Annotated in this window: 11 protein-coding genes; 4 read left to right on the top strand and 7 right to left on the bottom strand. The window is 50.2% G+C overall.

What is annotated here, in order from left to right:
* Positions 1–67: 67 nt before the first annotated feature.
* The 3 genes from RGU75_RS00190 to RGU75_RS00180 are packed head-to-tail and all read right to left on the bottom strand — an operon-like array spanning position 68 to position 5,591.
* Positions 68–3,112: an efflux RND transporter permease subunit gene (locus RGU75_RS00190; RefSeq protein ID WP_322232259.1), complete on the bottom strand. Its 3,045-nt coding sequence runs from the start codon at positions 3,110–3,112 to the stop codon at positions 68–70.
* Positions 3,109–4,179: an efflux RND transporter periplasmic adaptor subunit gene (locus RGU75_RS00185; protein WP_322232258.1), complete on the bottom strand. Its 1,071-nt coding sequence runs from the start codon at positions 4,177–4,179 to the stop codon at positions 3,109–3,111. The genes RGU75_RS00190 and RGU75_RS00185 overlap by 4 nt, the downstream gene beginning before the upstream one ends.
* The gene (locus tag RGU75_RS00180; protein WP_322232257.1) at positions 4,176–5,591 is read right to left on the bottom strand and encodes a TolC family protein; all 1,416 of its coding nucleotides are present in this window, start codon (positions 5,589–5,591) and stop codon (positions 4,176–4,178) included. Before RGU75_RS00180 ends, RGU75_RS00185 begins: the two co-directional genes overlap by 4 nt.
* Positions 5,592–5,868: 277 nt before the next feature.
* Here RGU75_RS00180 and RGU75_RS00175 point away from each other — a divergent pair, with 277 nt between their 5' ends.
* Positions 5,869–6,909 (top strand): nitronate monooxygenase, encoded by a 1,041-nt coding sequence (locus RGU75_RS00175; RefSeq protein ID WP_322232256.1) that lies wholly within the window; start codon positions 5,869–5,871, stop codon positions 6,907–6,909.
* 91 nt (positions 6,910–7,000) lie between these two features.
* Here RGU75_RS00175 and RGU75_RS00170 read toward each other — a convergent pair whose 3' ends face one another.
* The gene (locus RGU75_RS00170; RefSeq protein WP_322232255.1) at positions 7,001–7,906 is read right to left on the bottom strand and encodes an AraC family transcriptional regulator; all 906 of its coding nucleotides are present in this window, start codon (positions 7,904–7,906) and stop codon (positions 7,001–7,003) included.
* Between the two features lie 99 nt (positions 7,907–8,005).
* On the opposite strand from RGU75_RS00170, the gene RGU75_RS00165 reads away from it, so the two are divergent.
* Positions 8,006–8,749: an SDR family oxidoreductase gene (locus RGU75_RS00165; protein WP_322232254.1), complete on the top strand. Its 744-nt coding sequence runs from the start codon at positions 8,006–8,008 to the stop codon at positions 8,747–8,749.
* A 192-nt stretch (positions 8,750–8,941) separates the two neighbouring features.
* Here RGU75_RS00165 and RGU75_RS00160 read toward each other — a convergent pair whose 3' ends face one another.
* Positions 8,942–9,394: a nuclear transport factor 2 family protein gene (locus RGU75_RS00160; protein ID WP_322232253.1), complete on the bottom strand. Its 453-nt coding sequence runs from the start codon at positions 9,392–9,394 to the stop codon at positions 8,942–8,944.
* 654 nt (positions 9,395–10,048) lie between these two features.
* Here RGU75_RS00160 and RGU75_RS00155 point away from each other — a divergent pair.
* Positions 10,049–10,621, top strand: a complete 573-nt coding sequence (locus tag RGU75_RS00155) for a PEP-CTERM sorting domain-containing protein (protein ID WP_322232252.1) — start codon at positions 10,049–10,051, stop codon at positions 10,619–10,621.
* Positions 10,622–11,645: 1,024 nt separating this feature from the next.
* Here the strand turns inward: RGU75_RS00155 and RGU75_RS00150 are convergent.
* Both RGU75_RS00150 and RGU75_RS00145 read right to left on the bottom strand, forming a co-directional pair.
* The gene (locus RGU75_RS00150) at positions 11,646–13,289 is read right to left on the bottom strand and encodes a 3-(methylthio)propionyl-CoA ligase (RefSeq protein WP_322232251.1); all 1,644 of its coding nucleotides are present in this window, start codon (positions 13,287–13,289) and stop codon (positions 11,646–11,648) included.
* Between the two features lie 121 nt (positions 13,290–13,410).
* Positions 13,411–14,307, bottom strand: a complete 897-nt coding sequence (locus tag RGU75_RS00145; protein ID WP_322232250.1) for a LysR family transcriptional regulator — start codon at positions 14,305–14,307, stop codon at positions 13,411–13,413.
* A gap of 106 nt (positions 14,308–14,413) precedes the next feature.
* Between RGU75_RS00145 and RGU75_RS00140 the strand changes: the two genes are divergently transcribed.
* A complete protein-coding gene (locus RGU75_RS00140) occupies positions 14,414–15,493 on the top strand; it encodes an amidohydrolase family protein (RefSeq protein WP_322232249.1) in 1,080 nt (359 codons plus the stop codon).
* The last annotated feature ends 116 nt before the right edge of the window (positions 15,494–15,609 follow it).

Raw genomic sequence — 15,609 nt, 5'->3', positions numbered from 1 at the left:
TTATCGCCGATGGCTCAGGCGCGCTAGCCCTCACGTGTAGTTTGATGGCGGGGTGCAGCATGCGGCGTCATTTTTTACGGCCAATGACGCTATATAAAACCGGCATCACCAAGAGCACCAGCGGCAATTGCACGATTAATCCTGAAATAATGGCGATGGCTAACGGCTGTTGCATTTCAGATCCTTTTCCTAATGCGAAGGCCAGCGGCAACAAGGTTAGAATGGCCGTTATGGTGGTCATCACGATGGGGCGCATGCGATTTTTACCAGCTTGTATTAATGCGCTGTGCCAGGTCAATGGCGGTTCCGCATCAAGCAACTCTTGCTGTTCAGAAAAGTAGAAAATTGCTACCTCCGTGACAATCCCGATGATCATTGTCATACCCATCATTGCAGAGATATTCAGGTCAATGCCAGTTAACGATAAACCGACAAACACGGCAGAAACCGATGTCAGCGACGTAAAGAGAATTACCCCGGCAAGTCGAAAACTTTCGTACATAAAGAGCAGCAGCAAAAATACCAACACCGATGCAGCAGCAAATACAGTCATCAACCCTTGAAATGCAATTCGCTGCTGCTCGTATAAACCGCCCAATTCAAAATAAGCACCTTGCGGAAACAGGCCGGGTTTCGCCAGCGCAAGCTTGACATCAGCGATCACCGAGCCCAGGTCACGTCCGCTAATACGTCCGGTCACGGCGATCATCGGCTTCAGGTTTTCACGGCTGATTTCTGCTTGTCCGGTCAATGGCGTGATGGTGGCAATTTTTTCTAACGGTACCAGATGACCATCCGGCGCACGGACTGTGAGTAAGCGCAAATCCTTGTCGTTATTGCGTAGACTTTGCGGCAGCCAGACCCTTACCCCGACGGCTTTCACACCGGATAACATCTGCGTAGCGACGTTGCCGCTCAGGCTATCGGATAACATCTTGGAGACGGCTGCGGGATCAAGACCTTCCTGGATCGCCTTTGCTGGATCGACGTGAACGCGTAGCGCATCACCAGATGGATTGATGCCATTTTTGACGTCCACTAACCCATTGATCTTGCTGATACGTGCAGCTATTTTTTTTGCAATGTCACTTAAATTTTTGGGATTGGCGGAAAATATTTTAATTTCTACCGGTTGCGGAACTGCGGTTAAGTCGCCGATCAAGTCCTCCATCAACTGCGCCATTTCTATATGTAGACCCGGTACTTCATGTTCTACGTGGGTTCGTACCTGATCCATTACCAGGTCAACTGGCTGTCGCTGACCACTCTTCAATTTTACAAAAAAATCACCATGATTAGGTTCACCCAAGCCACCGCCTAAACCAGTTCCGGTGCGACGAGAATAGGTGAGTACATTTGGATTGGCCTGGATGATGGTTTCGACTTGACGGACAAGTCGGTCCGTCTCCGTCACGGCGGTGCCCGGTTCGCTATAATAATCGAGCACAAAGCCGCCTTCATCCATGGCTGGCATAAAGCCTGAGCCAACATGCTGGTAGCCGAGAAAACCGATTCCGATTAAAGGCAGTATCAGCAGCAATATTAACGCTGGTCGGTTGAGTAACCGCATCATCAGGCGTTCGTATTTTTTATGTATCCATAAAGTAAGGCGGCCGTCGTGCTCCTGATTGATATCTTTTTCGCTTAGAAAATGGGCTGCTAATATTGGCACCGCCAACCATGTAATGAGAAACGAAATAAATAATCCCGCAGCCATGGTCAATGATAAGGCTTTAAAAAAAGCACCAGTGACGCCGCTTAAAAATGCCAGCGGTATAAAAATGACCAGTGTGGATGCACTGGAACCTAACAAAGGCCTGAAAAACTCTAGCGCTGCGTCCGTGACCGTTTTTTCTATACTATCGGGAAGGTTGGCCTTCGCATGCAAGCGACGCACGATATGCTCGATCATGACGATCGCATCATCAATGATCAGGCCAACCGCCGCCGCCATGCCACCGAGCGTCATGATGTTAAAGCTCATGTCTAATAGCCATAACAGGACGACAGTGGTGGCTAATACGGCTGGCACGACGATAATGGCGATAAGCGTAATCTTGACGTTACGCAGGAAGATAAACAACACCATTGCCGCCAGCCCGATGCCAATCAGGATGGCATCTCGTACGCTGGTGGCGGAAGCGGTAACCAATTCACTTTGGTCATACCAATTAGCCAGGTGGACGCCCGCTGGCAATTTATAGTCTGCCAGCTTGCTCTTGATATCGTTGGCAATTTGCACGCTGTTGCTGCCGGGCTGCTGATACACCGACAACAATACTGCATCCTTGCCGTCTGCAGTTACCCGTATCCATTGGGGAACGGCTGCATGACGGATGTCCGCGACATCAGCAACTCTCACGACACCGTTGCTGCCGCTGGAAACAATCGTTTGACCTATTTGCTCTATGTTGACAAGTCTGGAATCAGCCATCACCAGAAATAATTTATAGTGATCTTCTAGCCGACCGACGACATTGATGACATTGTTCGAGGCCAGGGCGCGTGATACATCATCCTGTGACAGACCGCGCGCAAGTAATTTTTGCGGGTCAATATTGACATGGTATTCCTCCATTGCACCGCCGGTGGCTTGCACCTGCGCCACGCCATTTACACCAGTGAGCAAAGGTCTTAACTGATATTCGGCCAGGTCACGCAATTGCGTAGGTGAGATTGTTTTGGAGGTCAGGCTGTAAGCAATGATAGGAAATACCGTCGGATCCATGCGCCGCGTTTGCATGACCGTTCCAGCCGGTAGTTGCGACATGATTTGTGCAGTGGCAGCGTTGACTTGTAATGTCGCCGACGCCATGTCTAAACCCCAATCAAAATTGATGGATACTTCCGCCGTGCCACGCGCCGTCGTAGAGCGTACGGTGCGCACACCTGGCACCCGCCGCACGGCTTCTTCGACGGGCCGTGTCACCAACATCTCCATTTGTTCAGGTGGCTGATCGCCCGCATCAAGTGAAATCACGACGCGCGGAAAATCGACAGTAGGGAATAGTGAAATCGGCAGCTTGAATGCAGCCAGCATTCCACCCAACGCCAGAATAGCAAGTAAAAATAAGATCGATCGACGATGATTTTGTGTCCAGAGACCGATCATGGCTTGGTCTCCCGCACCAGCATCTGATTTTTTAATTCATAGTTTCCCAACACCACTAACGGTGCAGCAGGGTCGAGGTTTCCGCTTACGCCCAGCGTTGCGCCGTTATCGATCAAATTACGGACCTCAACTCGCACCGCTTTACCTTGTTTGACCTGAAACAAATAGCTACCCTGATCGTCGCTGAGCACCGCCTGACGCGGCACTTCATACACCTGTTGCTGTCCCGTAGCAATCTCGGCATGAACACGCATACCTGGAATAAATCGTTTAGCAGCGGTATCGCTCAACGTCACCACAACGTTAATCAGTTGGGTCTTAGGATCGAGCAGATTTTGTATCTCGCTCACGCTGGCCTGTTCGGTTTGGGCTGGATTCGATAACGGTGCCAGCGTTACACGGCTACCTTTATGGATTGTTGCGCGATGGGAAGGATCAATCCCTAGCAATACTTTCAGACTATCAGTATTGCCAAATTGCATCATCGATGCACCTGCCGCCAGACGATCACCCTGTGCTGCGGTTAACGTCAACACCACACCACTGCTGGGCGCCAACAACGTGTTGCTGGGATTGCCGCCTCCAAGTTTTTGTTGGGCCATCAAAGTTGCTTGCGCATCTTGCCAATTTTTTTGCGCCGTATCCAGTTGTGATTGCGTTGCCATTTGCAATCCCAGTAGTTCTTTGGTGCGCTTTAATTCGGCCTGCGCCAGAATGTTGGCGCTCTGCGCTTGTTGATAGCTCAAGACAGCTGACGGATCACTCTGCACTACCGCCAATGGCGTACCTTTGCTGACACTTTGTCCCTGCACGACAAATAATTTCGTAATTTGAACTGGATAAGCGCTACTGACAGCAACCGTATGTTCCGGTGTAACGTCGCCGTAGGCGCTTAGCATACTAGTCAACATGCCTTGCTTAAGTGGCTGCGTCACCACCTGCGCCGAGATGGGTGTTTCTGCATCCGCTGCATTAGCTGGCGAGCGGCTGCTATAGATAACGTAGGTCAATCCTGCTATCAAAAAGAGCGTGCTCGCGACCGACGCGTAGATTATTTTCTTTTTCATGGTTTACGACTTTCTTGGAGTTCGGGCGGCAACCGGGTAGGCAATTCGCCACCAATCAGCGTTTGCAAAGCGACGCGTTGCTCCAGCATGGCTTGCTCTAAAGTGACTTGCTCGGTTTGTTTGGCCAGCCACGCAGTATCAATATTGGAGAGCACCAACGCATCGACGTTACCCGCTGCCAATGCCCCCTGAACCTTTTTTCGTTGCGCCGACAGTTGTTGCAGAGTGCTGTTTATTTCGCGCATTTGTTGCGTATTGATCGTCTGCTCGGTCAAAATTCGGTCGATATCGCTGTTAGCAACATTGATGCGCTGTTGATATTCATCATGCAGCTTTTGCCGGGTCGACTGTTCGATCGCGATATTTCCCTGGTTTTGATTGAAAATGGGGAGTGATACAGAAATATTGAAACCTTGCGATGAGACGTTGCTGTTGTCGCGTGATCGCGTCAACCCGATTACCAGCGATGGAAACTGCGCGATAATCGCTGCCCGATAACGTTGGTCCTGCGCAGCGTATCCATACTTCAGCGCGATCAGATCAGGGCGGCGTTGCGCCAGATGGGGCAAGGTGGCAGCTATCTGAGCACGGTCCAGAGGCGGTAGCTGCGCGGAGCCCTGCAATGGCACCGGCACATCGGGAGCCAATCCCAGCAACGCATTTAAATCGTGTCTGGCTTGGTTCTGTTGGCGTTGTCCCTCGTTGATTTGACGCTGGACATCCTGCAGCGAGGTCAATGCGATGGTCGCCGTCTCGATAGTGATCAAACCACGCTGCAAGGCCAGCTGATACCGTTGTGAACGTTGCGCAAAATCATCCCGTTGCTGTTGTAATATATGCATCAACTTCTGACCCTGTGTCAGCTTAATAAACAGCATGCGGGCTTGTGCAATCACTTGCCACTCTTGCCATAGCAGACTCAAATCCGTTTTACTCGCGTCGGCATCGGCCGCTTTGCGCAATGCCGAATGGGTCAAAAGCGCGCCGAAATCATAGGTAGGCCCGATACCGTAAGCCGGCGTCGAGCCCGATATAGGATTGCGCATAAAATCACCCGACATCGCTAGCTGAGGGTTAGGTAATAAGGAAGCGGAAAAGGCCTGGGCGTGCGCAATATGGGCATCATTGCGTGCTAACTTAAGATCGGGGTTGTTAAGTACAGCTAATATCGCAACGTCGGTCATATCCAGGCCGTCAGGCGCTGACGCAAAAGAGTGCGTGGCCAATTCCGGCAAGGACAGCTGTTTAGCGTCAATGTTCAGCGCAGGGAGATGCGTGAGTAAACTGGACTGATCGTTTAACGGCAATGCTTGATAACTGGCACAGCCTCCCAAATTGAACACAATGGGTGCTATTACTAGCAATAAAATCAAGTTTGAATGGATTTTTTTCTTGGCGCGGCCTAGCATCATCGTGAATACCTTGCTTTCCTTAACTTATTAGAGAAGCAGCTTAACGAAAAATAATTAGCTAAGAATTAGGAGCGGAGTCGATTGCATCAGGGATGTTAAATCGCGATATGTCGATGTTGCAATACGTTTTGGATCAAGGCATGATCCAACATGAAAATTGTGGTCATTAAAGTCATGAACGCGCTGGATTGAGGTGGCATTGCTTTACGCTAAACTAATATCAAACATCGTGTACAGCGCACGCTAACAAACGCATTAGAACAATATCGGAGAGAAGATGGGAACCTTACAAACGCTATTGGGGGTCACGCTACCAATAATCCAGGCGCCAATGGCGGGAGTGCAAGATCACAAACTAACGATTGCCGTATCCAATGCAGGCGGTTTGGGTTCGCTCCCGTGCGCCATGTTAAGCCCCGACGCGCTACGCAAGGAACTGACAGAGATCCGGGCGCAAACCACCAAGCCATACAATGTAAACTTCTTTTGCCATACGCCCACCGCGCCGATTGCGGAGAGAGAGGCGCTGTGGAGGGCGACGCTTTCTTCTTATTACCAAGAGCTTGGACTTGACCCGAATGCTATTCAGGCCGGCCCGGGACGGTTGCCCTTCAGTGCCGAAGCTGCCGACGTATTGAGCGAATTCAAGCCCGCTGTTGTGAGCTTTCATTTTGGTTTGCCCTCGGCCGAATTGCTGGCACGGGTGCGGTCCTGGGGCGGCAGAATACTGTCTTCGGCGACGACTGTTGAGGAGGCGCTTTGGCTTGAGGCGCACGGAGCCGATGCCATCATTGCACAAGGTCTTGAAGCGGGTGGTCATCGCGGGATGTTTTTATCGGATGACCTCAATACACAGATCGGTACGTTCGCTTTGTTGCCGCAAATCGTGCGTGCAGTGAAGGTTCCCGTCATTGCGGCCGGTGGTATTGTGGATGCCAAAGGTGTTGCCGCTGCGATGGCACTTGGCGCTGCGGGGGTGCAAATTGGTACAGCGTACATGCTATGTCCCGAAGCCACTACCAGCGCGTTACATCGGGCTGCACTCAAAAGCGTGGCTGCGCGTCATACCGCGCTCACCAATCTTTTTAGCGGGCGACCTGCACGCGGCATCATTAACCGGCTCATGACGGAGCTCGGCCCCATCAGCACCGCACCGCCTGCGTTCCCGCTTGCCACTGCTGCAATCGCTCCTTTGCGTGCTAAGGCTGAAAGTCAGGGAAGCAGTGATTTTTCACCCTTATGGTCTGGGCAGAATGCCAGTGGTTGCAAGGAAATATCGGCCGCCGATCTTACGCGGGAGTTGGCTGCGGGGCTTTAGTATTCTGCGTTGTTCATCGTTGCTTGAGAATGGATGAACTGCGCAATCTGGTGACGTCTTAGAAAAAGAAAAAACGCCCGCGTTATGCTTGTTACGCTGCCATTTTCTCGCGCGCGTAACGGGTAGGCGGCAAGCCGACATGGCGGGTGAATGCAACGCTGAACGCGCTTGCGGAACCGTAGCCGACGCGTTCGGCAACTTCGGCGACGCCGGTCTCTTTTTGCCGCAGCAGCTTCTTCGCCATAGCCATGCGCCAACGGAGCAGATACTCCATCGGGGCGACGCCCATTGCGCGGCTGAACCGCTCGAAGAATGCCGAGCGGGAGAGGGCGGCCTCTTTCGCCAATTGTCCGACCGTCCAGGACTGCGTCATGTTTTCGTGCATTCGTCGTATTGCGATAGCGAGGCGCTCGTCGGCAAGCCCGCGCAAGAGGCCCGGTGACGCTGCAGTCCCAGCCGTGGATCGAAGGGCTTCGATGAGAAGAACCTCCAAAAGGCGGGTAAGGATGACATCGCGCCCGGGACGTTGCGCGCGCGATTCGTCACTGACAAGCTGCACGATAGTGGCCAGCCTCTTCTCGCCGCGAACGTGCACGAGTTGTGGGAGGAGCGACACCAGCAAGGCCGCGTCCGGCGAGCCAAACGCGCAGTGACCCACCAGCAATAAAACGTCGGGCGGCCCGCTTTGAGCGCCAAGTCTGAACTCGCCATGGAGCAGCGCGACAGGCACGGTATTGAGGTCGTCCGTTGTCGTCGGATCGAGGCTGGACATAGTGAAGCCGTACGCCGCTGGAATCAGAACAAAGTCACCTTCCTCAAGGTTAATCATCGCGTGTCCGTCGACTGCGAGGTGGCATGAACCGTTGAGGATCACGCTGTAGAAGGGTTGACCGTCTTCCGAGCGGCGCACACGCCAAGGGCCTGCGCCGCTGACGACTTTTGAGAATGCCGCTTGCGGTTGTAGTAGTGTGACAACTTCCGTGAGTGGATCGGTCATGATTGGACTCTTGCAAATGAAATGTGGACTATCGATTATAGGAAGTCTTGTTTCGGAGCGATATAGTCTAGTCTCTGCTAACCCATTACAGGAGTTCTTATGAAAACCGTCCTCATTACCGGATGTTCATCCGGTTTCGGCCTCGCCACCGCCCAATACTTTCTGGATCGCGATTGGAAGGTCATCGCCACCATGCGCACGCCGCGCGCGGACGTTTTGCCGCGTTCTGAGCATCTTCGGGTAATTGGCCTCGATATCACTGATCCCGAAAGCGTCCGTCAGGCAGTAGAGGCCGCGGGGCCGATCGATGTTCTGGTCAACAACGCCGGGATCGGCATGCTGGGCGCTGCTGAAGGTACCTCGATGGAAACAGCCCGCGAGATCTTCGAAACCAATACGCTTGGCACAATAGCAATGACCCAAGCTGTGATGCCCCAGTTTAGGCAAAACAAGGCTGGCGTCATCGTGAACGTCACTTCAAGTGTGACATTGAGGGCGCTCCCTTTGCTCTCCGTGTACACCGCGAGCAAAGCCGCGATCAACGCGTACACCGAATCTCTTGCGCTGGAACTTCAGCAATTTAATGTGCGAGTCAATCTGGTCTTGCCGGGACGCGCACCCGAGACCCGCTTCGGTCAAAATGCACAGCCTCGGATACAGTATGGCATCCCTGAGGCTTATGCAGATTTGGCGCAAAGTGTCTTCGCCGGATGGCAGCAATCCACTGAGGTTACTCTAGCTTCTGATGTAGCTGAAGCGGTGTGGCGTGCGGCTAATGATCCATCGTGTCCGATTCGGATTGCGGCTGGCGCTGACGCCGTAGCTTTGAGTGGCGCGGTCTAAATCTTCGGACCACGCCGATAAGTCGGTAGTTATCATCAAGCAGCAAAATATTAACGCTACACCTAAGCCGGAAGACTGGCCCAGTCACAAAGCCGCGGCTTGGGTGCCTCGATTGATATTACCGTCATGCCGATTGCGTCTTGGCGCATACCAATCTTTATGACATTGTTGACCGGTGTTTTTTAAGTCACACTAATTGTGTTTAGTGATGTTTTGTGTTTTCTTTTGCTGCGTAGAAGTCTGTGACGGTCTATAAGCGGCCTCTACCGCGGCCGTATCATTATATTGCTGGAATTTGGCCACTTTTCCATCCCGAAGTGTAAAGATATGGACCCAAGGATTTTCATATCGTTGACCAGTTGATTTTACTAACCATATGGATTGGCCTGTCACGATGACTTTGTCATTTTCAGCGATAAAAGCTTGTGGTTCAAACTGAATGGCTTCCTGTGCCTGATCCATTTTAGTGAAAAATTGTGCTACCTGATTCTTACCCTTATAAGTGCCAAAGAACGGAACATATTCAGAATCGGCTCCTTTCCATTCTATGTCATCGGTATACAGTTCGAGTAATCCGTTGATGTCATTATTTTTGAATAACTGATAGCCTCGCATCACTAATTGCTTGTTTTCCTGGCTGCTCATTGTGATCTCCTTTAAGTAAACAACGCACTGCTTACGGACAACACTTCTTTGAAGTGCAGGGCGTTGCGTATTGAGTTTTAGTGCGCGTTCCGACACAAGTCAATGGCAATTTAAGGGAGTTACTTTATTGAAATATACGGGCTGGTGGTGTCGATACTGAGCTTTCCAAGCTAGTCTCAGGCATGTATGACATTGTCGGGAATGATGGTGATGAATTAGCTGATAAGTAACCTAAAAAGTCAAACTTAAAAAGGGAAAAATTTTTTAATTGCGCTTCTACGGTGCGTAGATTTTTTCAGTTATTGTGATAGCGACCATCGATACGACAAGCTATATTTTCAGCTGTGGAGACGTCGTTACTCAAGTCGTTCGTTGTCACGGTCACTTAGTCCTTCAATAGTGACTTTCAAGACGATCTGATGAAAAATCAACTGTTCATGAGCCTTTGATTAATCTGGCAATCAATTGCTCATGTGACCATTATTTCACAATGGCACTGTCGCATTATTTTACATATCACAACCAAAATTTTTTACGTTTTCGTTAAGTGTTTGTTTACAAAAGACATAAAATTAATGGCATATAAATTGCTTCTCTCTAGGTTGAATAATTAATTATTTTTTATTAATTTGATTCCATTTTTTAGGGGAAAGAATGAGCATTATTAAATCATTGGCTTTGGCTGCTGTTACCGTTGCGGCATTGTCGAGCGTTGTTGCACATGCATCTGTCATTGGCACTTTAGGTAGCAATCAGGGCGGCAGCGCTTTTGTGCTAACAAGCGGCAACGTCACTGGCGGTCTATTGACAGCTGGTCTCTCGGCAGATGCTTCTAGACCGTCCAATACCATTGGGCAATGGTTGGCAGGTGAACCAAATCAATATTTGGGCTCTGCGATCGTTTCATTTGGCATCGGCGTATCTGATGTGAGCTTTGAATGGGGAACACCTGACGGGTATAACACGCTGATAGTCAAAGAGGCAAATGGAGCGACAACCAATTTCACGACTGCAAATTTAGGCATTAACGGCGAAACCTACGTCAACTTTGTGGATACCGGATCGGCTATTACGTCGCTGACGTTCGACTCTCAGGCTTATCGTTCTTTTGAAGCAGCAAACTTCACCACAACGGCAGTCCCAGAACCAGCAACTATCGCGCTACTCGGCTTCGGACTTCTCGGTTTTGCTTCAGCACGTCGCAAATCAGCTAATAACAACGCATAAACGTTTTTTACGCTTAATTTTAGCCCGCCTTATGCGGGCTTTTTTGCTTTTATTGTGAGACTCGGCCAATGACTTATTTTTATATAAATACGAACGAAGCGCAACATTGATCAAATAGGAATGACACCGTAAAAAATTGAGATTCCAATTATCAATCATTTACAAGTTTATTTCGGCGTCAATGCAATTGGTTTACCGATGATGTACACAGGAACAGTGAAGCACTTGCCGCTGTGGCAAGCGTCCAGCCAAGCTGACGTGGGATCTGTCTGGCGTACCATAACTGCGCTGCGGAGATGGTTGTTTGTAAGGCGATCCTGTACTTAAAAACGGCGCGCCCTTTCAGAAGCCAAAGCGGCAAGGGCAGTAAAGTCAGCGGCGATCGTTTTATCAGTTGGATGAGCACTTCAACGAGCGTATCGGTTGGCGTCAATGTTCCATCGAAATCGACTACTAATGGGCAAATAGTTGCTAAACTCTTTGCGTCTGGATCGACGGTTTTTGTTCTTTTTTTTGCTCTTTATGCTGATCGGTGTTCATTAGATTGCTTGATGTAGGCGGGTTAACTGAGAAGTTCCAAACGGGCGATTTGCAACCGACGCTTGTGTGGATTCTTCACTTAGATCCTATGAATGCGGAGAACTCAAGCTATTAGCTTGAACAACAAACCCTTATTGGCTGGCAGATGAAGACCCAATGTGGGTGAATGTAATAAATTCAATAATTTTTTGAGATTGCATGAAAATTGCCGTTATGTCATCTATTGTTTTGCGTGGGACTCTCTCGGTCTGAGCAGGGATGCAGACGCGGTAAGGGCTGAATAGAAAAAGCCTTACATTGTGGTAAGGCTTTTGATGGTTGAATTCGATGATTTGAATCGAACCGAGTATGATTTTCGGTCGCGTATGTATTAACGAACGCAACATTCAACTTATCTTTGGAAGTGATTAAGCGCTAAGCTCATCCTTTGAACGGATTCTTCACCCTTATTTTTAAAAAAATAGAGCGCGTCTTTAATCGATTCTTATATCGTCGGTAGTACGTAATCTGCAAATTCTTCGCGCAATTTCTTTTTGAGGATCTTTCCAGTTGCGCCCATCGGAAGCGCGTCGACGAATACCACATCGTCCGGCGTCCACCACTTGGCGATCTTACCTTCGTAAAAGGTGAGCAATGCATCGCGATCCAGGTCAGTATCGGGCTTCTTGACGACCACCAACAGCGGACGCTCGTCCCATTTGGGATGCTTGACGGCGATGCATGCCGCCATGAAAACAGCGGGATGTGCCATCGCGATGTTTTCGAGATCGATTGAGCCGATCCATTCGCCACCGGACTTGATGACATCTTTGTCGCGGTCGGTAATTTGCAGATAGCCATCGGCATCAATATTAGCAATATCACCAGTCGGAAACCAACCATGGCCATCGGCGTCCATTTCAAGTTCAGCCTCGTTTTCACTCCTGTAATAATGACTGACGACCCAAGGGCCGCGCACCATTAATTTCCCGGAGGATTTGCCATCCCAAGGCAGTTCGTGGCCATCCTCGTCGACAATCTTCATGTCCACGCCAAACACGGCGCGCCCCTGTTTCGCCTGTACTGCGTAGCGTTCCTCCGGACTGTTTTTTAATAGTTTGGATTTAAATGCACATACGGTGCCGAGCGGACTCAGTTCGGTCATGCCCCAGGCGTGTAAAACATGCACGCCGAATACTTCCTGGAACTTGCGCAACATGGCGGGCGGACAGGCAGATCCACCGATCACCGTGCGCGTCATCGTCGAAAATTTTAAGTCGTTGGTTTCCATGTAGTTTAGTAAACCTTGCCAGATTGTCGGCACGCCTGCGGCGAGCGTGACCTGTTCCGTTTCGAGTAGTTCATGGATTGATTTGCCATCCATTCCCGCTCCGGGAAAAACGAGCTTGGCGCCGACCATGCAGGCAACGTAGGGAAGTCCCCACGCGTTCACGTGAAACATTGGCACAACCGGCAAAATGACGTCGCGTGCGGAGCAGTTTAACGTGTCGGGCAGGGCAGCTGCATATGTGTGCAGGAGCGTTGAGCGATGACTGTAGAGGACGCCCTTTGGATTGCCTGTCGTACCCGAGGTATAACACAAGGCAGATGCAGTTTCCTCATCAAAAGTGGGCCATGAATAGTCATCAGAAGCGGCATCCATCAAATCTTCATAACACAACAGGTTATCAATACCCGTGTCTTGCGGCATGTGCGCGCGGTCGGTCATGGCGATGAAGGCCTTGGTGGTGTTACAGTGGGCCGCCATCAATTTAATTGTCGGCAAGAATGTGAGGTCGAAGAAGAGATACTGATCTTCGGCGTGATTGGCAATATAGGCCACCTGCTCGGGATGCAGGCGCGGATTGATGGTGTGCATGACCGCGCCCATGCCGGAAATCGCATAGTAAAGCTCCAGATGCCGATACCCGTTCCACGCCAGCGTCGCCACGCGTTCTCCGTCTTTGACACCTAGTTCGGTGAGTACGTTGGCCAGTTGCCGCGCACGGCGGTGACAGTCTCGATAGGTGTAGCGATGAATATCTCCTTCGACCCGACGTGACACAATTTCAGTATCGCCATGGTGGCGGTCAGCATGCACAATTAACGAGGAAATGAGCAATTTTCCGGACATCATCAAGCCATTCATCTCTTTTCCTTTTTTTATAATAAAACCCACGGAGTAGGGATATCTTATAGATCAATAGATCAATTTGCTATTTTTTTAACAGGGCAAGCCAGTGCTTCGGGTAAATATTGATCCTGTTTGACTATTCGTTGCCTAGGGTATCGGCCACCAGATTACGAAACCATTTGTGCGCTATATCGTCGTGAAAGCGCGCGTGCCAAAACTGCTTCACGGTTAAATCCGGTAATTCGACTGGCAGCTCAAACACTTCGATATCGGCAATGTGAGAAAACAATTCGGCCAGTTCACTAGGCACGCACGCGATGAAATCGGACGTGGCAACAATACTGGGGACGGTGAGTAAATAAGGTACTTCGACCGCAATCAGCAGACGGGCACCATGCTGACGTAATTCTTCCGCGAGTAGTTGATTGGTGAGCGCCAGCGTTCCTGCTAAAACATGTTTGCTATTAATAAATTGTTCTAAGGTAATTGCCTTTTTTCTTCTTCTGCGGTTACGGATAATACCTACTAACGACCGACGAAATAACGCTTGTTGATAAAGAGTGTCTCCCATCTTCCCTAGATAGCCGATGGCTAAGTCGATAGCACCGTCTTGCAGCACCGAAGCCAATTCCAGAGAGGGTACTTGAATCGGTTTTAAGGTTGCCTCGGGTGCATGTTGCCGGAGTGCCCCGAGCAGACGTGGCAATAAGACGATCATCCCCATATCACTCAGGCAGACAGAGAAGGTTCGGGTCGTGGTAAGCGGATCAAATGCGCGTGCGTCCCAGATGTCTTGCTTGATTAGTGTGAGCACCCGTATGGCGCCCATAGCCACGCGTTCGCCAGTTGGTGTCGGTGCCATGACCGATCCTGCTCGCACAAATAGATCATCCTGAAATAGAGTTCGCAGTCGCGCAAGGGCGTGACTGACTGCGGGCTGGGTTAACCCCAAGCGCTCCGCAGCCCGAGACACTGTCTTTTCTTCGAATAACGCTTGTACAACGTACAAGAAATTTAAATCAGGGACGTTCATGTATGCGCCATATTCATGATTAGTATGAACTTAATTATATATATTTATATTGGATGGAGGCTTACCATTTAGGCATAGCTGAACGCAGCCGCATAAAGGAAAAAATATGAAGAGCATGGAGAGTGGTCTTGATATTCACAAAAACGGGCCGGCAGGGTCGAATGATAAGCCCAACGAGGGTGCGATCATGCGTCTTGCATCGGGGTGTGCAGAGCGGTGCGAGTGTGGGTTAATCGATGTGCACTCTCATTACTTACCTCCATGTTACGCGCATGCATTAAGTGATGCCGGTCTTATCACACTTGATGGCGGATTTCCGGTGCCATCCTGGTCCGAAGCGGGGGCGATTGCGCATATGGATAAACATAATATTGACACGTCAATATTATCGATATCATCGCCAAGTGTGGGGTTTCTTAACGATGCGCCAGCGCGGCAAAGGCTGGCGCGCGAGGTGAACGTATTTGCGGCGGATCTGACACAACGTAATCCACAACGTTTTGGCGTCTTTGGGACATTACCTCTTCCTGATATTCAGTCATCTCTTGCAGAAATTGCTTATGCACTTGACCATTTGCGCCTCGACGGCGTTGTCATGGAAACCAATGTCCATGGGATTTATCTCGGCGACCAGCGCCTTGATCCTATTTTCTCTGAACTCAATCGGCGCAAGGCAACGTTATTCTTGCATCCCACCTCGCCAGCGTGCTTTGAGGCAGTGGGATTAGGAAGGCCAGCACCGATTTTGGAATTTCCGATGGATACGGCGCGCACCGTTACCGATCTGATATTTGCTGGCACGCTTACGCGTTACCCGGATATTCGCATGATCATTCCACATGCAGGTGGCGCATTAACTGCAGTAGCAGACAGAATAGCGTCATTCTCTTCGTTACCGTTTCTGGCGCAGCGACCTGCTGGTGGTGCCGCAGAGGTGCGTAAGGTACTTGCTTCACTTTATTACGATCTTGCAGGATCGGCCAGAGACAGCATGATCGACGGTCTGCGCCACCTGACGTCGCTCACGCATATACTTTTCGGCAGCGATTATCCTTTCACGCCGGAGGAGGGCATTAATGCCAATGTCGAAGCGTTTCGTACTCTCAGCAGCTTAAAAAATGTAGAGCATGAAGCCATCGCCCGTAAAAATGCCTTGGCATTGTTTCCACGTTTACGGGCGATATAAAGGTGCGCAAGCGAGTGGCTGGATATTCACTACAATGCGTTTTACATAGACTTAAAATACGCTCACATGTGGTGCGAGGTGGTTCCGGGTTAAGTATTACAGGTAATTTAAATCGC

The sequence above is a fragment of the Glaciimonas sp. CA11.2 genome (assembly GCF_034314045.1).
GTDB lineage: Bacteria > Pseudomonadota > Gammaproteobacteria > Burkholderiales > Burkholderiaceae_D > Glaciimonas.
Note: the sequence above shows the minus strand (reverse complement) of the source record. Positions and strands in the feature narration are given on the sequence as shown.